Annotated in this window: 19 protein-coding genes and 2 pseudogenes; 14 read left to right on the forward strand and 7 right to left on the reverse strand. The window is 64.0% G+C overall.

The features are described 5' to 3' along the window. Nucleotides 1-195: 195 nt before the first annotated feature. The 6 genes and pseudogenes from ACH34W_RS21465 (at nt 196) to ACH34W_RS21490 (ending at nt 5,215) form a co-directional block, all read left to right on the forward strand. On the forward strand, nt 196-744 hold the full coding sequence (locus tag ACH34W_RS21465; RefSeq protein WP_395962727.1) for a replication initiator: 549 nt from the start codon (nt 196-198) through the stop codon (nt 742-744). Between the two features lie 56 nt (nt 745-800). After that, nucleotides 801-938 (forward strand): annotated as a pseudogene (locus tag ACH34W_RS21470) (excisionase family DNA-binding protein); the annotation flags it as partial. Nucleotides 939-997: 59 nt separating this feature from the next. Continuing rightward, a complete protein-coding gene (locus ACH34W_RS21475; RefSeq protein ID WP_395962728.1) occupies nt 998-1,504 on the forward strand; it encodes a hypothetical protein in 507 nt (168 codons plus the stop codon). 10 nt (nt 1,505-1,514) lie between these two features. Then, nucleotides 1,515-1,973: a tyrosine-type recombinase/integrase gene (locus ACH34W_RS21480; RefSeq protein WP_395962729.1), complete on the forward strand. Its 459-nt coding sequence runs from the start codon at nt 1,515-1,517 to the stop codon at nt 1,971-1,973. Nucleotides 1,974-2,270: 297 nt separating this feature from the next. Then, nucleotides 2,271-3,761: a tyrosine-type recombinase/integrase gene (locus tag ACH34W_RS21485; RefSeq protein WP_395962730.1), complete on the forward strand. Its 1,491-nt coding sequence runs from the start codon at nt 2,271-2,273 to the stop codon at nt 3,759-3,761. Nucleotides 3,762-4,267: 506 nt separating this feature from the next. Further along, nucleotides 4,268-5,215, forward strand: coding sequence for a UPF0158 family protein (locus tag ACH34W_RS21490; protein ID WP_395962731.1), 948 nt, complete (start codon nt 4,268-4,270; stop codon nt 5,213-5,215). 1,633 nt (nt 5,216-6,848) lie between these two features. Here ACH34W_RS21490 and ACH34W_RS21495 read toward each other — a convergent pair. Then, nucleotides 6,849-7,025: pseudogene (locus ACH34W_RS21495) on the reverse strand (transposase family protein); the annotation flags it as partial. Nucleotides 7,026-7,349: 324 nt separating this feature from the next. Between ACH34W_RS21495 and ACH34W_RS21500 the strand changes: the two are divergent. The 3 genes from ACH34W_RS21500 to ACH34W_RS21510 all read left to right on the forward strand — a co-directional run bounded on the left by ACH34W_RS21500 (nt 7,350) and on the right by ACH34W_RS21510 (nt 9,582). Continuing rightward, nucleotides 7,350-8,036, forward strand: coding sequence for an MOSC domain-containing protein (locus ACH34W_RS21500; protein ID WP_395962732.1), 687 nt, complete (start codon nt 7,350-7,352; stop codon nt 8,034-8,036). A gap of 152 nt (nt 8,037-8,188) precedes the next feature. Further along, nucleotides 8,189-8,941 carry a sulfotransferase family protein gene (locus tag ACH34W_RS21505; RefSeq protein ID WP_395962733.1) on the forward strand — a complete coding sequence of 251 codons (753 nt, stop codon included), beginning with the start codon at nt 8,189-8,191 and terminating at the stop codon, nt 8,939-8,941. Continuing rightward, nucleotides 8,938-9,582: a hypothetical protein gene (locus tag ACH34W_RS21510; protein ID WP_395962734.1), complete on the forward strand. Its 645-nt coding sequence runs from the start codon at nt 8,938-8,940 to the stop codon at nt 9,580-9,582. Before ACH34W_RS21505 ends, ACH34W_RS21510 begins: the two co-directional genes overlap by 4 nt. On the opposite strand, the gene argS is transcribed toward ACH34W_RS21510, so the two are convergent. Continuing rightward, entirely contained in the window at nt 9,573-11,297 is a 1,725-nt protein-coding gene (argS, locus tag ACH34W_RS21515; RefSeq protein WP_395962735.1) for an arginine--tRNA ligase, read from the reverse strand. The two genes, ACH34W_RS21510 and argS, sit on opposite strands and share 10 nt — an antisense overlap. A gap of 153 nt (nt 11,298-11,450) precedes the next feature. Between argS and ACH34W_RS21520 the strand changes: the two genes are divergently transcribed. From ACH34W_RS21520 to ACH34W_RS21535, 4 genes are all read left to right on the forward strand, one after another. After that, nucleotides 11,451-13,118: a glycosyltransferase gene (locus tag ACH34W_RS21520; RefSeq protein ID WP_395962736.1), complete on the forward strand. Its 1,668-nt coding sequence runs from the start codon at nt 11,451-11,453 to the stop codon at nt 13,116-13,118. After that, a complete protein-coding gene (locus ACH34W_RS21525) occupies nt 13,115-13,294 on the forward strand; it encodes a hypothetical protein (RefSeq protein ID WP_395962737.1) in 180 nt (59 codons plus the stop codon). Before ACH34W_RS21520 ends, ACH34W_RS21525 begins: the two co-directional genes overlap by 4 nt. A 2-nt stretch (nt 13,295-13,296) precedes the next feature. After that, entirely contained in the window at nt 13,297-14,022 is a 726-nt protein-coding gene (locus ACH34W_RS21530; RefSeq protein ID WP_395962738.1) for a phytanoyl-CoA dioxygenase family protein, read from the forward strand. 79 nt (nt 14,023-14,101) lie between these two features. After that, nucleotides 14,102-15,985, forward strand: coding sequence for a type IV secretory system conjugative DNA transfer family protein (locus ACH34W_RS21535; RefSeq protein WP_395962739.1), 1,884 nt, complete (start codon nt 14,102-14,104; stop codon nt 15,983-15,985). On the opposite strand, the gene ACH34W_RS21540 is transcribed toward ACH34W_RS21535, so the two are convergent. Then, entirely contained in the window at nt 15,978-16,751 is a 774-nt protein-coding gene (locus tag ACH34W_RS21540) for a methyltransferase domain-containing protein (RefSeq protein WP_395962740.1), read from the reverse strand. The genes ACH34W_RS21535 and ACH34W_RS21540 overlap by 8 nt on opposite strands. A gap of 42 nt (nt 16,752-16,793) precedes the next feature. Between ACH34W_RS21540 and ACH34W_RS21545 the strand changes: the two genes are divergently transcribed. Next, nucleotides 16,794-17,252, forward strand: a complete 459-nt coding sequence (locus ACH34W_RS21545) for a serine O-acetyltransferase (RefSeq protein WP_395962741.1) — start codon at nt 16,794-16,796, stop codon at nt 17,250-17,252. A 4-nt stretch (nt 17,253-17,256) separates the two neighbouring features. Here ACH34W_RS21545 and ACH34W_RS21550 read toward each other — a convergent pair whose 3' ends face one another. From ACH34W_RS21550 to ACH34W_RS21565, 4 genes are read right to left on the reverse strand one after another with little or no spacing between them, the layout of a single operon-like run. Next, complete coding sequence (locus ACH34W_RS21550; protein WP_395962742.1) at nt 17,257-18,111, reverse strand: PHP domain-containing protein; 855 nt, start codon at nt 18,109-18,111, stop codon at nt 17,257-17,259. A 1-nt stretch (nt 18,112) separates the two neighbouring features. Then, nucleotides 18,113-18,604: a nucleotidyltransferase family protein gene (locus tag ACH34W_RS21555; RefSeq protein WP_395962743.1), complete on the reverse strand. Its 492-nt coding sequence runs from the start codon at nt 18,602-18,604 to the stop codon at nt 18,113-18,115. Further along, a complete protein-coding gene (locus tag ACH34W_RS21560; protein WP_395962745.1) occupies nt 18,601-21,669 on the reverse strand; it encodes a pyridoxal phosphate-dependent decarboxylase family protein in 3,069 nt (1,022 codons plus the stop codon). Before ACH34W_RS21560 ends, ACH34W_RS21555 begins: the two co-directional genes overlap by 4 nt. A gap of 20 nt (nt 21,670-21,689) precedes the next feature. Then, on the reverse strand, nt 21,690-22,478 hold the full coding sequence (locus ACH34W_RS21565; protein WP_395962746.1) for a hypothetical protein: 789 nt from the start codon (nt 22,476-22,478) through the stop codon (nt 21,690-21,692). Nucleotides 22,479-22,785: the final 307 nt, after the last annotated feature.

Here is a 22,785-nt window from a genome sequence, read left to right on the forward strand (position 1 = left end):
GCTGGGCGGCGTCTAGTACGTCCTCGTAGCAGCCTTCAACGAGTCCGAACCATGCAGACATCTCATACGCCCAGCCCATGAGTTCGCCGTGCCCGGTCTGCTTGCCCATCTGGTAGGCGGTCTGGCGCGCGACCTCTGCTTGTTCCCGCTGCCCAAGGTCGTAGCTTCGGCCGTCAGGTCGATGCCCAGGGTGTCATGGCGGGCGGCGCGGACAGCAACCGCTGTATCCGCTACCTGACCAAGTACCTGGTCAAGAGCGTCGCCGACTGCCACGAAGCGCAGACAGACCGCCAACTGGCCCACGTCGAGCGGATGGCTGAAGCGCTGCGGTATGAGCCGTGCTCCCCAACGTGCGCCAACTGGCTGCGCTACGGGGTCCAGCCCAAGAACCCGCGTAAGGGCCTGGTGCCGGGGTTCTGCAAAGGCAAGGCCCACCGACGCGAACACCTCGGCTACGGCGGCCGCCGCGTGCTGGTGTCGCGCAAGTGGTCGGGCAAGACCATGGCCGACCACAAAGCCGACCGCACCGCTTGGGTGCTGGCGCGGCTGGCGGAGGCCGGTATTTCGGCAACTGGCCCTGCAGCGGGTGATCGGCGGTTCCTGTGGGAACGCGCTGGGCCCGGTGATCCCGACGTCAAGCCGATCACACACCGGCTGCTGCTGCTCATCGAGGAACGCACCCGGCGACGCGACCAACTCGCCCAAGCCCTCAACGACGCTTCGGCAACCGGGGAGGCAGCGTGACCAGCAAGCGCAAGAACTCCTCGTCTCTCCCTGCTGACGAGCGTCTGTTGACCGTCGTGCAAGCGGCCGAGTTGCTCGGCACCTCCGAGCGGTTCCCTCGGCGGCTCATCGCCGAACGGCGCATCCGCTTCGTCCGCCTGGGCGAGCCCGGTAAGCGCGGTCTCGTCCGCATCCCGGAATCCGCACTCCGCGAGTTCATAACTGCCGGACTCGTCGAACCCCTGACCACGTCCGACGTCTGGAGGGCCGCCTGGTGGCCAAGGGCAACAAGCCTGGGCACCGCCGTTTCGGCAACATCCGCAAGCTGCCCTCGGGCCGCTACCAGGCAAGCTACATCGCACCTGATGGACAACGCCGCTACGCCCCCGAGACCTTCGCACGCAAGAGTGATGCAGAGCGGTGGTTGACCCTCACTGAGGCCCAGATCTACAGCGGTGAATGGGTCGACCCTGAGCGAGGCAAGGTCAAGCTAGGCGACTACGCCACGAAGTGGATCGAACAGCGGCCCGGTCTCCGGCCTCGCACAGTGGAGCTGTACGCCTGGCTGCTCAAGCGGTACATCGATCCGCACCTTGGCGGCGTTTCGCTGGGGAAGCTCAGCACGTCCATGATCCGTGAGTGGCGTACGGCCCTCCTCGACTCTGGGGTTTCGGCAACCATGGCGGCCAAGGCGTACCGGCTGCTGCGCGCGGTACTCATGACGGCGGTCGATGAAGACAAGATCCTCACCCGCAACCCGGGTCGCGTTCATCGAGCGTGACAATGGACAGATGGTCCTCGGGCCGCCGAAGTCCCGCGCTGGCCTGCGTACGGTGGCAATCCCCGATGCGATCATCCCGGACCTGGTCGCGCACCTGACCAAGTACACGAAGCAGGGGCCTGACGCCCTCGTCTTCACGGGGATCAAGGGCGGGCCGCTTCGGCGCAGTGGCTTCAACAAGATCACCCGGTGGAAGTACGCGGTGGAGCTGCTCGGCGTGCCGGGCCTGCACTTCCATGACCTCCGGCACACGGGCAACACCCTCGCTGCCGACATGGGCGTCTCGCTCAAGAACCTGATGGCGCGCATGGGTCACGACAATGAGCGGGCCGCGCTGCGCTACCAGCAGCGGTCGAGCAGGGCTGATCGTCAGATCGCTGACGGTCTCAATGCCCTTGTGGAGGCCGACCGGAAGCCGGACGAGGACGATGACGACGGTCCGGCGGGCGCCCTCGTCCCCGTGGCCTAATTGCACGCTAATTGCACGCGGTGCCACGGACGCCAAGAACGATCAAGGCCCAGATTGGGGATCATGTCCCTGACCTGGGCCTTAGATGTGGAGCGAGTGACGGGAATCGAACCCGCGCTACCAGCTTGGGAAATTTAAATCACGTCCATTTTGATCGCTAACCTGTTCGAGACTTCTTGGCTAAACTGCTGGTGAGCACCATGATCGACATGTCATACTGTCCAAGATTCTATCACTGAATGCCACATGATCCAGTGATAGAAAAGTGATAGATGATCAAGGCGCGAGGAGATCTCAATGGGCTTCGTCCGCACGTACAACAACAAGAAGGCAACGCGCTATCAGGCTCTGTACATCGACGCCCAAGGCAAGCAGCGGTCTGCGGGTACGTACGCGTCGGACAAGGAGGCCACCCGGGCCTGGCAGACGGCCGAGGTGAAGATACGCGAAGGATTACCGTGGGACCCACGCCGAGGCAAACAGACCTTTCGCCGCTACGTCGAGGAGAAGTGGCTACCCCATCACCGGATGGAGCCGAGCACCCGACAGGACTACCTCTCAGCGATCTACAAGCACATCATGCCCTTCTTCGGGGACATGAAGATGCGGGACATCTACCCGGAGAACGTCCGAGAGTGGATCACCAGGCTCAAGGCACAGGGCGTCTCGCCTCGCAGGATTCAGTACTGCAAGACATCGATCCTCAACGCGATCTTCACCACCGCACTCAACGATCACATCCTCGGCATCCATCCCAGTCGAGGAGTGCAGACCGACCCGGTACCTGAAAAGATCCGCAAGATCCTGACGGCGGAGCAGTTCGACGCCATCTATCACGCACTACCCGACGCGCGAGCGCAACTCCTCGTCGAACTCGACATCGAAAGCGGCCTCCGCTGGGGCGAGCTGACCGAGCTTCGGGTCCAGGACCTCGACTTCGAGACCCGTATCCTGACCGTGAGCCGTGCCGTTGTAGAGCTCACGCGCAAGAACCACCCCGACGGCAAACGGTTCTTGGTCAAGCAGTACCCCAAGAACAAGCGACACCGCCGGCTCAAACTGAGCTCCCAGATCGCGAACAAACTCAAGGCCTACGTCGAGGCCAACAGCCTCGGTTCGGACGACCTGCTGTTCTCACGAGAGCGAACGCCCACGACCAAGCCACGTCTCCAGGTCCTGGCGGACCCCGAGGACATGAAGTTCGTCGCAGACAACGGTCGCACGTACACCCACGGCACGACTTCGGCATACAACCTCGCCAAATGCCGGTGCGACCATTGCCGAGGCGCCTACGCCACCTACCGAGCCAAGCGGCGCGGTCAGGGCAAGGACAACCCACGAACTCCCCGTATCGTCGCCCCGGAAGATCACATCGCACGAGACTGGTTCCGCAAAAAGGTCTGGCTTCCCGCTCGTGAAGCCGCAGGTCCCGGTCTCGAACCGCGCATCCACGACCTACGACACGCGCATGCGTCCTGGCTGCTCGCGGGCGGCGCGGACCTTCAAGTGGTCAAAGAACGACTGGGCCACCTGAAACTCGCCACAACCGAGAAGTACCTGCACAGCCTCCCCACCGCCGACGAAACCGCACTAACTGCCCTCGACAAGATTCGCAGCGCTCCGCAGCAGAGCCAGACAGTCCCGCCATCGGCACCTGATGTCGAAGCGCTGGCGGAGGCGACGGCTGCCCTGGCAGAAGCCGAGGCAGAGAACACGCGCCTCCGCAAGGTCATCGCCGACCAGGCAATCGCTCAACTCACCGAGAACCAGGGACTACGGCTGGCGTAGACAGCCGGTCACATGGGTGGTCAGGTTTTGGCGACGCCGGGGTCCACAACGTGACGCGCCAGGACGGCAGAGTTGGCGAGCGAGCCGGTGGTGGCGGCCACCGCCGGCTCTCTGTCGGGGCTCATACGCTCGGGATAGATGCCCTCTGTCCCATCACGGGTAGGCAGCGCAAGGGCAGCCGACGTGAACTTCGTGCAGCAGACCTGGCGGCGACGGCTTGACAAGGTCCCTCTGGTACCCGAACAATGCGAATGTTCGGTCTTCGGACTCGGACAACATTCTTCACTCCCACAACATTGCCTCCGTTCCTCGTCTTGAGGGGCGTACCCAAACGGGCGGTGTCGTCGGTGTAACGCGATTCCGCGAGTAGGCCTCGTGGACGCGTCCGGGCTTCGGCTGAGCCGCCCCGGAGCATCGTCGAGCCGGAGCCTGGGGCAGTGTGTATGTGCAACTCAGAAAGCCGCACTCGGCTTTCTGCTGTTGCGCCTCACACACTGGAGGCCAGTATGACCACGCGCCCCACATTTTCCTACGGATCACCTTTCAACCCTCCTCTGGACTACGTATTCCATGAGCTCGTCGAGGTCGTCCAGAATCTGATCCGCGACGGTCGCTCAACCCGCTCGGCTGGCGTCAAGCCTCGTCTCACCCAGCGGCTCGGCACGCCCCTCGACGAGCGGTCCTACGGTTTCGCCACCTTCCGCGAGTTCCTCAACGCCGCGCGGGAGGCGGGTGTCATCGCTTTGCGTTCGGCCGAGTCCGGGCCTGATGTGGACGTCTTGCCGGTCGATCGGTATTCGGAGGACGAGGCGAAGCCGCGCACGCCGACACAGTTGCGTCCCGATCTCTGGTCCACGTTTATGGACTGGACCCCCGGGTTCCTGCGGGCCTACGACCGGGAGGAGGGAAAAGCCTTTCGGGTCGCCATCGCGGCCGAGGCCCACGACCTTCAGATCAGGCAACTCCGCCAGGCGATGCAGACCGACCGCCGGAGGTTCGTGCCGATCACCCCGGTGGATCTGCAGACCCAGACCGGTTGGGCCCACAGCTTTGTGACGGGTCTGTCGTCGGGCGGCGACCGCGACCTTCTCGCTCAGGCGCTGCGAGGAGAACGACCGCTCCAAGCGTTCACCCACATCATCCGGACGCTGGCCATCCAGCGTGATTGGAAAAGCTTCCGAAACGAGCAGGTCGTCGAGACGATCCGGTCGTGGGCGCGGCAGAACGACCTGACGATCGACCCGCGAGTGGCCGATGACGCCCCTTCCTCGCCGACCGCCGTCGCCACGCCGCCACGCCGGCGAGTCACCACGGGTTCTGCCGTGCAGCCTCGCGCCGCCGCGGAAAGCGACCTCGGGGCTTTGCGCCGACGGGCACACGAACTCATCGACCAGATGACCGCCGAGGAACTGCTCGCGCTGCCGCTCACTCTCGGCATGTTGTATCGGCGGTGACATCGTGGAGACCCCCCATGGCGCGGGGCGAACCCGACGTCCTGATTCCACCTACACCGATCTCGCCCTGACCGGCATCCTCACCACACCTCCGGCCCGTCTGCTGAGCATTCCCACTGACCCCGCCGAGCTCGAACAACTGCTCGACAGACTCCGACGGGACCCGTCCACCCCCAGACCGCTGCGCAGGCTCCTCTGGCAGCCTGCCCGGGACGGCAGTCCGCATTGCCTCGTGCCTGAATTGTTGGCAGCAGCCGGCAGCGCGTCCTGCCCGTTGGACGTCCTGTTCACCATCCTGACGAGGGCACAACGCGTGGTCCATCTGCCCGACGGCACCTGGTGGCTCATGGCTTCCATGGATGCGAACGCCGGGTCTCCTCGCAGCGTTGGCTGGGCCCGGCTGAGTCTTCCGCACGGCCCGAACGGCGCCGAGGTGCGGGAGCTGGATGTGTATCCTCTGGCGGATAGCCTGTCGGCGATCCGCGATGAGCTGATACTGATCACCGTCCAGAGCCGATGGCGCCCGCTCGCCGCCGCCTCTGAACGCGTCCTGGTCCTCCTTGGACCGGACGCCACCGTGCGGCTCGCACACGACGCCGAAGAAGTCGAGGCACATGCCGCTGTCGACGGCGTGCACCTCACGATCCTGCCGATCCCTCGAGCGTCCTCCACCCGCGCATGGACCGAGACCCGCGACCGTGGATCGGAAGCTGAAGGAACGATCGTCACCGCCGTCACCCCCGACGAGCACAGTGCACAAAAGATACTGGGCGCCCTACAGCAAAAGGGTCGCACCATGCTCGAACTCCCCGCTCCCAAGACCGGGGAATGGGACCTTTCGGCAGTGACACGAGGGCTCCAGGAGCTCGATGTATTGCCGGGAGGTTCCCGACCACAGCGGGATCCGGAGCCGGAGCCACCTGAACCGTTTCCAGCTCAGCAGGCCCGGCGTCTGATCACCAATGAGATTTACCTCGCCAAAACTGGTTCAGCCCCCGGCTTCGACATCATGGTTGGTACAGGACGTCGTTGCCGCCACAATTCCTTTAACCGCTTGAGCCGCCGAAAAGCCCCCAAGAAGTACAAGGGCGTGGAGCGGTTCCTACACAAGCTCGATCCACCCGGTACATTTCTCGAGGCCGAACTCTGCACCTCCTCTGGATGCGGCCTGGTCTGGGTCAGGTACGAGACTTCCACGACGACCGACGATCCCGGGGAGCCCGATTCACCGGGGCGCTGGGCGCAGCAGCTTAGGGCGCCTCCACACGATTCTCGAAGTCGAGGTCGTTGTCTCCGACCTTCAGCAGATCTAAACGGCATTCGCCGACCACGCGGGCCACGGCGGACATCAGGGTCTTTCTGCTCGGTGTCGGTCTTATTCAGCGGCTGTGTTGAAGACCAGCGTGGGCTCTTTGAGGATGTCGCGGCCGAGTTGGTTGAGATAGACCTCGTCGACGCTGCCGTAGGTGGCGTCAGTGAAGTCGAGTCCCAGGTCGGCCGCAGCGCGCCGAACGGACTGCTCGCCAGGGCTTTCGATCTCCAGGAAGATGGGCAGGTCAGGCCATGTGTCGATGTCGTAGGTGACGCCGTCCAGTTGCCATTCTTCGCGGTAGTTCTCCTGGTAGCGCAGTGCGGTCTCGTTGACGTACCGCCACGCAGTCGTGGTCGATACCCCGAATCCCGCGCCGAGCCCGGCGAAGGTCTCTCCTTTACGCAAGTAGACCAGCACCATCAGCGCCTGCATGCCCGGCGACAGCACCCGGTCCTTGCCGGCCAGGCGCGCGCGGTGCCGCCGGACGACTCCGGTCACCTACTTCAGGGTCGAACGCGAAAACGGCAGCGAAGCACGGTACAAAAGCATGCGAAGCCCCTGGTGGTCTGGCGTGGATTGTGGTGATCAACCCGACTACCAGGAGTTTTGCTGCTGCTGGGAGCGACACGCCGTCCGCGATCATGCCGTGATCGACGGCCTCACCAGCGCAAGCGAAAAAGGCTTAGTGGGTCGGCGCTCAAGCCGAGGCGTTGATCAGACACTATTGAAGGCCGATGGAGACTCTTGACCCTCAGGGCTTTCGACGAGGGTTCCACAATCGGAACGCTCGTTCCAGTGTCTACCGAAGCCCTAGAATGCGACATGAAGATCCTTAGCCTAAATCTTGGACCGGCAAAGCCGATGACCTTTACCGATGCCCCGTCAGGAATGACAGGCATCGACAAGCAGCCGGTGAGTGGGCCAGTGCATGTAGCTTCTCCTGGACCACCCGGTATTGGGGCGAGCGGCGTGGCGGGAGACTCCGTCTGTGATCTTCGCTTCCATGGCGGCGACGATCGCGCGGTCTACGCGTTCGCCCGCGAGGACTTGGACACGTGGGAGCAGGAGTTGGGGCGCCCGCTCACCAATGGGACTTTCGGAGAGAATCTCACCACGATCGGCATCGAGCTAAGGGACGTCCTGGTTGGCGAGCGCTGGCGAGTCGGATCCGAGGTGGTATTGGAGGTCACAGGCGGCCGCATTCCTTGCCGCACGTTCGCTAACTGGCGCGATGAGAAGGGCTGGGTACGGCGCTTCACCCAAGCAGCCTCGCCGGGTGCAATGCTTCGCGTGATTGAGCCCGGCGAGTTCTGCGCCGGCGATCCGATCGAAGTGGTGCATCGTCCCGACCACGATGTGACCGTCACCCAGTTGTTCCGAGCCGTGACAACGGAGCGCGCGAACCTGCCCGACACGCTGGTCGCCGCCCCGTGGATGGAGCGGGAACAGCTGGAGATCGCTCGCAACTACACGGAGAAGTACGCGGCCCGGCGGCGCAACGGCACCTGACAGTCCTCGATCGGGGATGAAGGCGAGATAACGTTCTAGTGTGGCTTAACGATGTGAGGGCTCACAACGCTTGCACCCTCTGGCAATTCTGCTGGGAGTGTACGAGCCTATTGCTAACCAAGATCTCCACCCGATTCAGCCGAGGAGTGCGCGTGTCCAACGCTCGCCCGGGCGACCGACTCGTCCGTTCTCCGGTCTTCCTACTCAGCTCGGTGCGCTCTGGTTCGACATTGCTGCGTTGCATTCTGAACACACACAGTCGGATCAGAGCACCGCACGAGCTACATCTGGCCGATCTGGAAGTGCAGGTCGTCGGCCGGAACGGAGAACTAGCGATGACCGAGTCGGGCCTGTCGGTGCGCGACATCGAGCACTTGCTGTGGGATCGCATGCTGCATAGGGAACTCGTGGTCAGCGGCAAGGACATCGTGGTGGATAAAACACCAGGCAATCTGCTGCTCTGGCGGAGACTGCGAGAGTGCTGGCCTGCCGCCCGTTTCCTCTTCCTGCTGCGGCACCCACTGCACGTGCTCGAATCATCCATCGCGGTGGAGCCAAGCCAGAACGCAGAAGCGGCTAAACGCCTCGTGGCGTGCTACCTCGAAGAACTCGTGACGGCCCGGCGCGAGCTGCCAGGACTGACAGTCCGTTACGAGGACCTCACGCTGCATCCAGACCAGGTGACCCAGCAGATCTGCGAATTCCTCGAAGTACCGTGGGAGGCGGGGATGGTGGAGTACGGCAAGGCCGATCATGGCTCCTACTTGTTCGGCATCGGCGACTCTAGCGAGACCATCCAGGGTGGTGTGATCGTGCCGGGCCGCGAATTGCCCCCTGATCTGCAGATCCCTGAGCATCTCCGGGCGGTGTGCTCCGAACTGGGTTATCTGGGAGCTGACCAGTGACCAAGCAGATGTTGGATGCCCACGACTGTGCGGCCGTCCTGGCGCGGCAGGAGCAGCGACAATGTGCCGCACAGGCGATCATGGAACGGCTCTCTCCGCTGGACCGATGGAAGGCGCTTGGCGAGCCGTACCTGTGCGGAGCGATGTCGTACGGGTTGCTTGTCAAGCCGGACATTGACATCGAGGTATTCGGCGAGTTGCGGATCGAGGCCGGGTTCGCGCTGATGGGCGAGTGGGCGCGAGATTCGGCAGTGCGCCGTATCCAGTTCCTCAACGCGATCGGCGAAACCGACGCTGGATTGGGTTGGGAACTGGGCTACCAGTATGGCGAACAACGGTGGAATGTGCAGATGTGGCTTTTGCCGGAGGACTACCCCGGTCCCAGGTCAGTCGACCTCGTCGAGCCGATGCTCGCTGCCCTGACCCCACGGACACGATGCGCCATCCTCCGGATCAAAGAGGCCCTGCTACGCAGTGGAATCCGCTACCAGTCCATCGACCTGTACCGCGCTGTCATCGAGGACGGTGTCGCGGACGCGCACGAATACGAGCGGTGGTGCTGGACCAACTCCAGCGTCGGGCTGGTCGACTGGCGGCCGGATTCCCCGACCGCAGCGAGCCAGCCCCACGATCACATCTGATCCGGCGCGGAGATGCCCAAAAGGTCCAGCCCGAGTGCGAGGGTCCGTGCAGTCAGATCACACAGCACAAGCCGACTCTGCCGCACCGGGCCCTCGGACTTGAGAACCGGGCACTTCTCATAGAATCCGGTGAACGTGCTGGCCAGCCCATACAGATAGTGGGCAAGCCGGTGGAATTCCAGATTCTCGGCGACCTGCGTCAGCACACCTTCGAAAGCCAGCAACTCTAGTGCCAGCGCCCGCTCCGCAGGCTCGGCGACGACGACCTCAGCCAGGTCCCGTGGCGGCTCGACGTTTGCCTTGCGGAAGATCGAGCAGATCCTGGCCCGGGCGTACTGCAGGTAGGGGGCAGTGTTGCCCTCGAAGGACAGCATCCGATCGTAGTCGAAGACGTAGTCCTTGCCCCGGTCGGTGGCCAGGTCGGAGTACTTGACCGCGCCAATACCGACCGCGTTGGCGACTTCGGCTCGGGTGGCCTCGTCCAAATCCGGATTCTTCTCCGCGATGATCGCAGCGGCCCTCACCACCGCCTCCTGCAACAGATCCACCAGCTTGACCGAGACCCCAGCGCGGGTGCGCAGGATCTTACCGTCCTTGCCCAGGATCGAGCCGTGCCCGACGTGCTCGGCCCGTGCCGGCAGTGCGAGCCAGCCAGCGTCCCTGGCGGTCTGGTAGACCATCTCAAAATGCTGAGCCTGCGGCAGCCCCACCACGTACAGGAGCCGGGTGGCGTGCAGGTCGCGCAGTCGGCGGCGGATGGTTGCCAAGTCGGTCGCACCGTAGCCGAAGCCGCCGTCTCTCTTCTGCACGATGATCGGCAGCGGGTCGCCGTTTCGGTTGGTGTAACCGGCGGGGAAGACACACTTGGCGCCCTCGCTAAGCCGCAGCAGCCCCAGCTTGTCCAGCTCGTCCACAACCGATTGGAGCTGATCGTTGTAGAAGCTCTCACCGAAGAAGTCGTCGGCGTTCAGCTTCACGCCCAGCAGAGCGTAGACAGTCAGGAAGTATTTCTTGGACTCCTCGACCAGGGTCGTCCATAGCCGCAGCGTGGTCGGATCACCGCTCTGCAGTTGGACCACCCGGGATCGGGCACGGTCCTTGAAAGTGTCGTCCGCGTCGAACTTGCGCCGGGCGGCCTGATAGAAACCGTTGAGGTCGCCGACCGACAGCTCCTGCGCCGCCTCGGCCTCGCCGATGTCCAGCAGGTGCTCGATCAGCATCCCGAACGGGGTGCCCCACTCGCCGATGTGGTTCTGGCGGATGACCGTGTGGCCCTGCCACTCCAGCAGCCGGACCACAGCGTCGCCGATGATCGTCGAGCGCAGGTGACCGACGTGCATCTCCTTGGCCGCGTTGGGCGCGGAGTAGTCCACCGTCACGATCTCCGTGCGCTCGGGCCTGGGCACAGTCAGCCGCTCGTCAGCGCTCACCTGAGCCAGAAGCCTGCCGAGTACATCGTCGGCGATCGTCAGGTTGATGAATCCGGGGCCCGAGATCTGCACGTCCGAGCACAGATCGGCCAGGTCGGCCTGCTCGACCACCCGCGCGGCGACATCCCGTGGATTGCCGCCCAGTCGACGCACCAAGGCGAGCGCGGCGTCGGACTGGAAGTGCGCATGCTGCGATCGGCGCAGCGCCGGGTCGACCTGGGTCCCGGCCACGGCTTCGAACGCGGGCGCCAAACGCTGGCGCAGCAGCTCCTCCAGATTCGCCATAGCCAAAATCTAGCCGACCTAAAACTCCAGTGTCCAATCGGTTACTGCGCAGCCGGGAGGGCCCCAGCGGCTGTGGGCGGCCACCCTGCGGTGACCTGTCGAAGAATTACCCAAAGCTGGCGCATTGGTCGATTCTGCGCGACACTGAGCGCCATGCGAACGGTCGTTCTACTGGTAAAGAATGGCATCGGTTACGGCCACCTGCGTCGGGCGATACTTCTGGCCGAGGCCCTCAGCCGGACCGGCCGGCTACGCCCCGTAATCGTCAGCCAGGCGACCACACTAGACCTGTTGCGAGACACTGCGGTTCAGGTGGTGAACCTGCCGCTGCTGCATCGGGTGCCTTCGGCGGTCATCGAGGACACCTACATCGAATTTCTTGAGCGATTGCTGCTCCGGCTCGCCCCTGCGGTCGTGGTCGAGGACACCTATCCCGATCCGCGCTACCTGTCCCTGGCAGCTCTTGTAGGCCGACCACGGCTACTGATGATGCGGCGGTTGGACGGGGAGTCATTCGACAGGCTGCGCACGGCGGGCCGGTTCGCCGAGTACGACCAGATCCTCGTCGCGCAGGACCCGACAGAGTTCCGCCAAGAGGGCCACAGCTCCGACGCTCTCGCAGCGGTGCTGCACAGCGGCCGGTTCGTGTTCGTTGGCAACCTCAACCACGAGGCCAATCCAGCGGACGTCGCGGCCGTGCGTCGCCGCTACTCGCCGACCGGCGCGCCGCTGGTCGTGGTGAACGGCGGCGCTGGCGGCGATCAGCTGGCCGACGGATACGGTGATCGGTTGTTCACAGCCGCCGCCATTGTGGCTGAGCGGCTGCGTCAGTCCGGGCACACTGCCAAGTTTGTTCTGGTAACCGGCCCGTACTACGCGGGACGGGCCCTACTTGAAACCTCGAACGTTACCGTGCGACGTTTCGAGCCGCAGCTCGCAGAATTGCTCGCTGCGGCTCATGTAGCCGTTATCAAACCGGGGAACAATGTACTTTCTGAAACTCTCCGCGGCGGAGCAAACGCCATCATTGTTCCGGATGCTTCGTTCCTTGAGGGGCTTGACCAACATGCCCAGCGCATTATTGGCCAGTATGGCGGTGCAATGGCCGAAGCGGACCCTGATGTGCTGGAGACGCTGGTGCGCCAAGCCCTGAACAAGCCGCCTCGGGAACGCCGGTTGGGGTCCAACCAGAACGGTCTCGCCGAGGCCGTGACCGCCGTCGAACGGCTTGCGCAAACACCTCCAGCCCGGATTCGCATGCGTCAAGCGATGCTGGTCCTCGTACCCGGCCCACGCTGGAGCCCCGAGACAGTCCGCAAGTTGCTGCCCGATGGGGCAGTCGGCCCGACAGTTCTCGGCGCGGCCGATGAAGACGACGTCATGCCTGTCAGCGGGCCCGATCCCAAGAGTGACCTCCGGACGATCTCGATCCTAATGAGCGGTGTCCGGCTCGAAGCTGCCCCACAGAACCTCGCCGCTCAGGGGGTCCGTGTCCTGATCAGCTGCTCCCCGGACGAGACTACGCAGGTGCGCCGATGGCTGGGTCAGGCGCCGCCCGTACCTTCTTTGACGGTTGCGCAAGCAACGCGGATCACCGCGGTTCCCCGGCAGTTCGGACCGCTCAGCCATCGGCTGGCGCGGGTCCTAGAGGCTGCGGACCCGGCGTGCGCGGTAGTGGATCTTTCCTCGCACCAAGAGGAAAACGCGTTGGCCCAGACCGTGCATGAGCTGTGCACCTGGCTGGCGGCACAGCCTGTTGAGTTGATCGGCCCAGCCGAGCTTGACGCGTTCTCCGTCCGGCGACTGCTGGAGCCAGCATGACCGAGCTCCGGCTTCAAATAGTCGCCACTCACAAGGTCCGGCATGCGGATGCCGACGTGGGGGAGCTGGTCGAGCTGGTCATGGGCCTGCTCACTGATGGCATACGGCTGATCGATCTCGCAAGGCATGACACCCGCGGCACCCGGTTCGAGGTGCGGGCCGAGCTGAAGGAGTGACCTTGACATTGACCGCCGTCCCCGCCGGACTGATCGCTGACGTACGGGCCAACGGGTTCGCGGTCTGGCCCACCTTCGTAGGGCCAGACCGTTGTGTCGAGCTTGCCGAGCTCGCCGCAGAGTTGAGCGCGGGGCCGTATGGCCTGCGCTTCCCGAAGTCGACACGTGTATGGGACCTCTATCGGCATGGTGCCATGTTCGTGGAACTACTGGCCGACACTCGCCTCGTCGCGGCAGTGACCGAACTTCTCGGGAAGCACTATCTGCTGTCGGACTTCAGCCTGAACAGCGTGCTGCCCGGGCTGCCTGTCGATGCTTGGCACCTCGACTATCCCTTCAACGAGATGCCCGGCACCTTGAGCGGGTCGATACTTGGGCTGCAGTGCGTCCTGGCGCTCGACCCGTTCACGTTGACCAATGGGGCCACCGAGCTGATCGCCGGTACGCACGACCGCCCCCGAACGCCCATCGCTGCGGAGATCGGCGAGCGGTTCACCTTCGTGGCCGAACCAGGAACGTTGCTGGTGATGGCTGCAGCTACCTGGCACCGATCAGGGTTGAACGCGTCCACCGCGCCCCGTACCGCCATCCTGCTCAGCTTTGTGGAGCGGTGGGTCCGGCCGATGTGCGATCCGCCGGAGCCAGGTCCCTGGTCACACACTGAGGAGCTGCGGATCCTACTCGGTATGTCTCGACCGCCCGAGACCATCAACGGTGTGCCCATCTGAGGGCGAACCTGTCACGATTCCGACCCGATCCCCCTTCTATCTGGGCGACAGATAACAGCCCACTCGCCGAGGGGGAAGAGTGCTCAAGCTCAACCGGGAGAGCGTCCCCAAGCAGCCCAAGCCATCGGGTTCGTTGGCTCGCAGCGGCCCGGAAGAGTCCGGCATTGGGATAATCGCCGTCGCAGCGGCCAATGCGCTACTGGGACTGCTGGGCTGGTCATCGGGCTGGCTGGGCGCGCTGATCACCAGGGGCTCACCCGCCCCGGGCATGGGGTTTACCGACCTCATGCTGTTCCCGGCCTATCTGGTGTGGAACTTGGGTGACGCCAAGGCAGTCTGGCCAGAGTCGCAGCGGGCGGCCCTGGGCTCCAACACGGCGTTCTGGATCATCTACCTGACCATGATCGTCCTATTCGCGGCCGTGGTGGGGTTGGTGGCCTTGAAGGTAGTGGGTCACCGCCGCCAGTGGCGGGTGCGCGCCCGGCAAAGAGAGCGCGACTTCTCGCCGATCTGGGCCAAGCCCAAGGACGTCGCACCGCTCGGGATCGAATCCAAGGACGAGTTGCGGGGCCGAGTTTACCTGGGCGACCTGGTCGGCAGAGGCAAGACCCAACTGGCCACCCCACGCTACACATCGATCGCGGTGATCGCTCCGACAGGCTCGGCCAAGACCGCCAAGTACGTAGTGCCAACCATCCTGCGCTGGCCGGACGCCATCTATGTGACCTCGACCAAAAGCGATGTCGCCGACCTGACCATCCCGCACCGTGCTGACCGGCCCGTCTACATCCTCGATCCGAGCGGGGACTGGCCTGAGCAGTACCGCAAGTATCTGTGCGCGTGGTCTCCACTGATGGAGGTGGACTCCTACGCGGACGCGGAGAAGGTCGCCGGATGGTTGGCCGAGTCGGCCCAGGCCAGCGATGACCCGAAGATCCGGTTCTTCATCAGCCTGACGCAAATCGCGCTGGCCCCGATGTTGTGGATCGCCCGCAAGTACGACAAGACGCTGCAGGACGTCTCCGACTGGGTCTCCTACGACCGGTTCGACGAGGTCGAAGACCTGCTCGACGAGTACAAGAACAGCGGGCGGCTACCCAAGAATGCGCTAGCGGACTGGGCCATGGCCCGACGTGCCGTGACTGCAACCAAGAAGCGCAGCAATGAGCTATTCGGCAATATTTGTGGAAACGTCGATTTCATCCTGCGTCCCTTCGTCTCCGCCCAGCTGGCCGAGACGATGGAGATCAAGTTCGACGTCCACGGCCGTCCATACAGCCCGCACGGCCGGCCTGTCCTGGACATGGGCAAGGTACTGGCGGAGGGTGGGACCATATACGCGGTTAGCGACGAGGAGGAGCAGGAACTGCTGCTCCCGGTGTTCGTCTGCGCCACCCAATCCTTCCTTCGTGCGTGCCGCAAGCTCCAGCAGCGCTCGGGCACCGGACCGCTCAAGAATCCACCGCTACTGCTGCTAGAGGAGGCTGCCAACGTCGCCCCCCTACCCACCCTGGACAAGATGGTCGCCACCTACCGGGGGTACGGCATTGTGATCATGTCGATCTGGCAGGACGAGGCGCAGGTCAACACGATCTACGGCACCAGAGCGCCCACCGTGTTGGGTAACCACACCACCCGCGTCTACCTGCCGGGCTCCTCAGACGACAAGACGCTGGCCCGGCTCTCCCGGTTGATCGGCGAGCAGCCGATTGCCACCCAGAGCGCGATGGCTATGCCTTCCGACCGATCATCCGAGGTGGCGGTCAGCATCAGCGAGAGCTCTCAGGACATCGAGATCGCCCCTGTCGAGTACCTGCGTACCCTCCCTGCCGACGTGGCCGTGGTGCTCTCTGGTCGACTACCCGCGATGAAGGTCAGCTCATTGCCATGGTTCCGGGACCAGCAGATGCGCGCCCGGGTTGGCGAAGAGACCTGTGAGCGCTACGACAGTGCGTTCAAGTGAGCCGCCGGGCCTGGACCATATAGACCGGCTCGGCGAAGAAGAAGCGGCCAGCCCGATCCGCAGACTCCAATTCGGCGCGCCAGCGCTCCAACTCACCACAGGTCACGTGGTGTCTCGAGAGATTTCGCCGAAGCGTCCAGACGATGTCGCGCACTCGATTGGCGGCCAGGCCGTCGAGTCTGGCGCTGGTCTCGATGTGCACTGCGGTCTCGGTGATCCGGAGTGTGGGGCACCGGCTCACCATCCCGACAAGCCTGCGCCCGAGATGCGCATCAAGGTGCTGACTACCATCGGCCTCGAGGCTGGCATAGGCGTGGCGGATGTGAGAGGTCAAGTCGCTGGAACCGGCATCGATGGTCAGTGCACCGAAGTCCGTGTGCGAGAAGACCGCACGGCCATGCTCGCCGAGTACCCGCCCGGCTTCCGCCAGCAGGATGACGGGGTACTCCAGGAACTCCAGCATGTTATGGCTGACGATGCCGTCGAACGATCTGTCGGTGAACGTGAGCGCCAGGTCGAGATCAGCGCATCGCAGCAGCGTCCGGCCGGGCAGGCTGGCGAGCCGGGCCTCAGCGGCGGTCAAGAACTCAGCGTTGCGGTCGATGCCGACGAGTCGTGCTTTGGGCACGAACCGGGCCAGCTCGGCCAGCTGTTCTCCTCGACCACAGCCGAGATCGAGGATGCGCCAGCCCTGCTTGGGCCGGAGCAAGTCGACAATTCGCCGATGGAGGCCGGGCCTGGTGGACTGGAGCACCTCGGGCACCATTCTTGATCGAAAATGCTACGAGCACGAGAAAGGCGGCGTCGTATGACACCCGAGCGAATCTGGCGAGTGGCGATCTTCCTACGCAGGCGCGGGCACATCCGGCTGGCCCGGAAGGTGAAGCAGCTGAACTCGCTGCTGTACCACAACTCTCTGGCCGCCGGCGCTCGGGTAGGACCCGACCTCTACCTCGGCCACCACGGGCTCGGTGTGGTCGTCCACAACAACGTGGTGATCGGCCGACGGGTCAAGATCTGGCAGAACGTGACGTTGGCGGTGCGCGCCCCCGCTGGGTCGCCACCATGCATCGTGATCGAGGACGACGTGATGATCGGCGCCAATGCGGTCGTCATCACCCCGCACGAGCGCGGCCTGCGAATCGGCCGTGGGGCGCGCATCGGCGCAGGTGCGGTTGTGACCTCGGACGTGCCGGCGGGCGCCACTGTGGTCGGCCCGGCGGCCCGGGTCGTTCGGATGACTGACCCGGGCGCCGACGGGGAATAGGCACTCAACGCCGCCAGAAGTCGGTGGGGCGCCTACCCGGACGGAATCCGCAGCTCTCCACCAGCGCCGCGGCATCCATGAAGCGTTGTGCTACCTCGCCGGGCTCGTGCGCGTCGCTGCCGAAGGAGACGGCCTGGCCGCCTTCCTCGTACCACCAACCGATTACCTGGTGGGCGGGCCATGGCCCGCTGGTGTTGACTTCGAGTGCCCGTCCGGACCGAGCCAGCGCACGGAGCACAGCCCGGTACTCCTCCTCGTAGTCCAATGCGTCGTATGGCTTGGCGTCGGGCGGCCACGGCGCCCGCATGGGGTAGTCGATGTGCGCCAGCACAGCGAAGCTGTCAGTTGTTTCGATCATCTTCAGGGTTGCGGCGAAGTATCGCCGCATCGTGCTGACGGTGTCTTTCTTTAGCAGCGTGGGGGCGTACACCAACACACCCTCGTCGTCGGTCAGCGAGTGGAGCGAGCCGAGCACCCGGTCGAAACTCCACGACGACAGCATGGAATCGACTTGTGTGTCGAATAGGTGCGGCTCGCCCAACTCCACCCCGGAAAGAATCGTTAGGTCCGGGAACATGTCACGGCACCTCTCGAGACAGTCCATGTAGCCCTGAACGTCTAGGAATCCGCCGTGCGAGTGTTCGTCGACCACCCGCAGCGCGGGGGTCTCGTCGGCTTGGCCGGGGAACGCCCAGTCGGTGAAGTCGGCATGGTCGGTGAAGGCGATGGACGGAAGGCCAAGCTCCATAGCGCGTCGGCAGGAGCCTTCCATCGAGCCGGTCGAGGCGTCCCACGACCACTCGGTGTGCACATGGTTGTCTGGGGGAAGCGGGCGATCGACGAATTCGGGGGGCAACATGTCACTCCTTGTCGGGCGGCTGGGTCTGGGCATGCAGCAGGGATGCCTGCTCGGTGAGGCTGATCAGCAAAGGGTCCGCGAGGATCTCGATCCTGTGGTCGAGCAGTGCCCGGAGAATCTCCACCTCGTCGGAGTCGCCTAGGACCGTAGGCGGCCCTTCCCTATCAGCAATCCGGCGCAGCTCCAGTTTGACCGCAGGCGCGGCCAGCGCCTTCCGGCACTCTTCGGCGGTGAAAATCTCGATGGGATACTTGGGGTCGGGGACGTAGCCGAGGTCCCGTTGCAGGGTGGCGAAGGCCGAGGCAATCTGAGTGAGGCGCTCCAGGCGAATGGGAGCGCGGGTGATTACGAAGAAGTCGATGTCGCTGTCTCGGCGCGCACGTTGTGCGGCCACCGAGCCGTACACGAACGCCGCCGTGGCGTTCGCGCCGAACTCGTCGGCCACGAACGAGCGCAACCGCCGCGGCAGGTCTACGGTTCTCTGGCCGGTCACCGCGGGACGTCGTTCCAACCCGCAGGTCCGCTGACCCCCGGCTCAACCCCCTCATCCGCCCAGCCACGTGCGACCAGGTCGGCGGTCAGCTGATGGGCCAGCGGGTATGCCGCCGCCAACAGGCGTCCGACAGCGCGGTCGAGATGCTCGCGAGTGAGCAGCGGGTTGCCTGGGCAGGCGGCCATGATCGTGTAGCCGGTGCCTGCCCCGGCACCGACCCGGTCGTCCAGATCCGCCAACGTGTGCTCGTCGAAGCACACCTGGCCGGAGGTATACAGCTGGGCGTTGAGCTCTGCGGTGTACCTGCTGATCAGCCGAGCGACCCTGGCCCGATCGGTAGCGGGCAATCGGCGCAGGCCCGCGCTGACAGCAGGTGGGCAGAGGACGAACGAGAGCCGATAGAAGTCCACATCATTGAGCCGGACGAACAGACCCGTGTCTGCGATTCGGCGGTCCAGGTAATGGATCAGGGCGTTGCGGCCGTCGACGAGGGCGCCAAGTCTGGCCACGCCCAGATGGCGCAGCAACATCCAGGTCGCCAAACTTTCGAAACCGCGCGAGCCGAGGAACGGGGTGATCAACCCGAGATCCCAGCAGTCATCCCTGAGCACAGTCGCCTCATGCCTGCTGAAATGGGTGAGCATGCCACGGTCCCGGAACACCACGTACGAGGACGGGTAGGGGGTGAACAGACCCTTGTGCGGATCGAGGGAGACCGAATCTGCGAGTTCGATGCCGACCAGATGTCGCTCTCGCATTTCCTCGCTGAAGATCAGGCTCCCGCCGTGGCAGGCGTCGACGTGAAACCAGACCCCGCTCTCCCGACAGATCTCGCCGATCGCCCGCAGATCGTCCAGCCCCGTGGTCCGGCAGTTGCCAGCAACTCCCACCACAACGAATGGGGTGAGCCCATCAGGCGGATTCGCCAGCGCGTTCGCCACCGCCTGGGGGTCAGTGGTGAAGTCGGAGGCCGCCTCAACAGAGATGACGCTGTCCCAACCCAGGCCCAGGTGAAAAGCCGCGTCGCTGTGCGAGTAGTGCGCGATCGGACCGGCCATCACTACCGCCGGCTGGGTCGACAGCGCCCGTAGTCCGCGCTTCCGAGCCTCAGGGAAGGCCTGCCCCAGGGCGACCAGCATGGCAATGTGGTTGGAAAGGTGACCACCGGTCGTCCAAAGCCCTGCCACATCCTTGAGCCCACGGAGGCGATCGAGCGGTGCGGACGGATAGCCGAGCAGCTCGCGCAACCACTCGATCACCTGGATCTCGATGAACGTGGCGACGGGCGCACTGCGGTCGACCGCGATGAGGTTCTGGTTTAGCAGCGGACTCAGGATGTTTCCGGCCACTGCGGCCACCGCGTTGCCGGAATCGGGGAAGGCCAAGTAGCCCGGATGTGACTGGGAGATCGAATACTTGGCGATGACCTCCTCGACCTCGTCGAGTACCTCACGCATCTCCACACCTGCCACCGGCAGTGGGCCGCCCACGTTCGCGAGGAGTTCGGCGGGCTCGGCGTGGTGCAGGAACGGCTCGCCATCCTCGGCTCGGTGGAGGAAGTCCAAGCCCACCCGTAGCGTGTCGCGCAGAGTGTCCTCGTGCTCGCTACGGTCCGCACCGGAACCCACCAGCAGCCCACCGAGTTGCTTGTTGTCCAGCCCCTCCGGCCGAGACTCCAAAGCCAGAATGAGTTCATCGACAAGCCATCCGGGATCGATGACCAACCGCTCGTACCAGTCCGCAATCGCCATTCGTCGAGCCGCCATTGCGCCGGGCCCCGCAGCTGCCAGGCAGGTAGTGAGTGTCTCGGTCCGGGCCGCGCCGTTCTCGCTCTCGTTCTCGCCGAGGGCCTCCTTGGTCAGCATCCGGCAGATATCTGCTTCCATGGCGGCCTCAAACGCTTCCATGCAAGCCGCCAGGATGGCCGGATCAGCCACCCGCGCTAGCACACGAAAGATCTCCGCCTCAGTCTCAGCCGGCAGGAAATCACCCCAGAAGTGTCCAAGCTCGTGCCCAAACAGGAACTCCTCGTCGTGGCCACACCTGGGCCGAAGGTGCCGCCCCTCCAAGGCAGCACTCTGCTCCAGCAACTCCCGACGCTGCCGCCAGCTCACCGTCTCGGCACCGAGAAGAGCCTGTTCAAACCGGTCCGCGTCCAACAACAGGTCGTCTGACGGCTCCGGGAATGCTCCATCGACCTCGAACAACCGGTGCTGCTCAGCGGCTGTAAGGCAGTCGGCGAAAAATACCCGGTGCCAACGCAGGCATTCGGCCGCCCGCTCCGGCCGCTGCGCGGCATCCACGACCTCCTCGAAGTCGATCAAGATGACCGTGTTGTCGTGGACGAACATGTTGCGCGGCGCGAAGCCTTGCCAGACCCGACCCACCTCAAGCATCGCCCTGCGCATAACCCGCAGGCCCTCCAACACCTTGGCCCGGCGCCCTGGTGCCAGCTCGGTACCGCGCAGCTGGTCCTCCAAGGTAGTCCCCAGGTTGGGCGCAAGCGCCCATGGGTCTCGATCCGGCCCGGTGTTGACGAGCTCGCATTCTTCTTGTACGGCGATGCGCAGGTCACCCGGCAGGTCCAGGGAGCTGACGAGGTCCCTGACGATTCTCTGATTGGCCCTCCGCGCCTCGACCGAATCCGCTTGCCACCGCAACGCGACCACGCCTTGCGGGAAGGCCGCCCCGCCTGGCAGCAGTCGGGCCTCTCGGGAGGGGTGCAGCGGCACGAGGGTCTGCAGAAGTCTCGGGGCCTCCGCTAGATATCGCTCCACATCCGGGATTCCTCGCAACAAATCCCGGAGGGCGCAGGAACTGTCCGCCCGTGGTGCGGGGACGCTAAGTATTGGCAGGTCGACCAGCAGCCGAGCTGCCCGGCGAGGGCAGATTTGTGCCTCGATACGCGCGGCCTGTTGACTCCCGGGCGCGGCAGCGGACTGCAACCGAGCCAGTACGACCGAGTACCGCGCTCGGAACCGGGGTGACAGGTGCGGGTTCTTCTCCAGCGGCAGCCTCCAGTCATCGACCTGGTCGATCCAGACCATGCCAGATTCGTCGTCCATCCCTTGCCCTTCCATATTCATTAACCGGTCGCGAACCGGCTTTCCAATTCGTCCAAGATTCGGGCTTTCACGGCTGGCTTCTGGGTGTGGTACATCGAATCTGGCGCTACCTTCTCGTCACAATGGAAGACATGCAGCGGCCACCCCTCTGGAAAAGCCAGCCGCCGATTGCCCGTGGCGCCCACGTGGGAGACCAAATCCTCCCAGTTGTAACTCAGATCGCTCCGGTCGATGAAAACATCTGGCATGAACGCACCGAATCGCCCAGCCGTCCAATTGAAGCGCTGCACGTCATAACCAAGGAAATGAGTGGAGATCCGATTGACCGAGCGCACTCCTGGCTCGATCGGCGGGCCCAGATCCTCCAGCTTCCATGACCAACATGCATAGTCGTCAACCTTGCCGATCGCCAGCACATCGGGGTGACTTTCAAACAGTTCCCGGCATTCTCGCAGCACATCAAATATGCCGCTAGTCCGGTACATCACCACATCGTCCTCAATAGCAATCAGATATTTCGCCGCTGTTGCAAAGAAGCGTTGGTGCCCATTGTTGGAGGGGTCCCCAGCCGCCAGAACCCCTGTACGACGACGGATCCGCAACTCGTCAATCCCCCACTCCGGCAGCAGACTAGGCAGTTGCGCCGCAATCTCCGGTGGCGTCCCATCACAATGCAACACCACCTCAAAAGTTTCACTGGTATTGCCCGTCAACGCTGAAAGACAGCGCGGCATCGTCCGGCGCAGCAATGACAGATCCTGATGAAACAGGAACACAATTTGGAACGTCGGACCATAATCACGCGCCATAAGTCAACCCCTCTCACACCGACTCAACATCACACTTTGAGTGAATTGTCGCCGCGTCGCAATAGTCTTCGGCGACTCATCCTGAATAAGAGCCAGGACCAGCAGAATCGTGACACCATCTCGTCGTCTAAGACTGTTATTCATTTGTTACATTGACCGCCTGGAGAGCTCGCTCAGGCACGCTCGCGACCAGCCGCATCCACGAGGCGTACGGTCCGCGATGCAGACGTTTTCTAGACCTCTAAGCGCTGCCGGTTCTGGCGCACATGAGCCAAGAGAAGGCCTTTCCCAGGGCTGGCCTGATCGG

Source organism: Actinomadura sp. 6N118 (genome assembly GCF_044326415.1).
Lineage (GTDB): Bacteria > Actinomycetota > Actinomycetes > Streptosporangiales > Streptosporangiaceae > Spirillospora.

What these genes read in the sequence shown, in the direction of transcription:
- ACH34W_RS21465 (WP_395962727.1), top strand. Translation starts at nt 196, where the DNA reads ATGGCGGGCGGCGCGGACAGCAACCGCTGTATCCGCTACCTGACCAAG.
- ACH34W_RS21480 (WP_395962729.1), top strand. Translation starts at nt 1,515, where the DNA reads ATGGTCCTCGGGCCGCCGAAGTCCCGCGCTGGCCTGCGTACGGTGGCA.
- ACH34W_RS21485 (WP_395962730.1), top strand. Translation starts at nt 2,271, where the DNA reads ATGGGCTTCGTCCGCACGTACAACAACAAGAAGGCAACGCGCTATCAG.
- ACH34W_RS21490 (WP_395962731.1), top strand. Translation starts at nt 4,268, where the DNA reads ATGACCACGCGCCCCACATTTTCCTACGGATCACCTTTCAACCCTCCT.
- ACH34W_RS21500 (WP_395962732.1), top strand. Translation starts at nt 7,350, where the DNA reads ATGAAGATCCTTAGCCTAAATCTTGGACCGGCAAAGCCGATGACCTTT.
- argS (WP_395962735.1), bottom strand. Translation starts at nt 11,297, where the DNA reads ATGGCGAATCTGGAGGAGCTGCTGCGCCAGCGTTTGGCGCCCGCGTTC.
- ACH34W_RS21520 (WP_395962736.1), top strand. Translation starts at nt 11,451, where the DNA reads ATGCGAACGGTCGTTCTACTGGTAAAGAATGGCATCGGTTACGGCCAC.
- ACH34W_RS21525 (WP_395962737.1), top strand. Translation starts at nt 13,115, where the DNA reads ATGACCGAGCTCCGGCTTCAAATAGTCGCCACTCACAAGGTCCGGCAT.
- ACH34W_RS21540 (WP_395962740.1), bottom strand. Translation starts at nt 16,751, where the DNA reads ATGGTGCCCGAGGTGCTCCAGTCCACCAGGCCCGGCCTCCATCGGCGA.
- ACH34W_RS21545 (WP_395962741.1), top strand. Translation starts at nt 16,794, where the DNA reads ATGACACCCGAGCGAATCTGGCGAGTGGCGATCTTCCTACGCAGGCGC.
- ACH34W_RS21550 (WP_395962742.1), bottom strand. Translation starts at nt 18,111, where the DNA reads ATGTTGCCCCCCGAATTCGTCGATCGCCCGCTTCCCCCAGACAACCAT.
- ACH34W_RS21560 (WP_395962745.1), bottom strand. Translation starts at nt 21,669, where the DNA reads ATGGACGACGAATCTGGCATGGTCTGGATCGACCAGGTCGATGACTGG.
- ACH34W_RS21565 (WP_395962746.1), bottom strand. Translation starts at nt 22,478, where the DNA reads ATGGCGCGTGATTATGGTCCGACGTTCCAAATTGTGTTCCTGTTTCAT.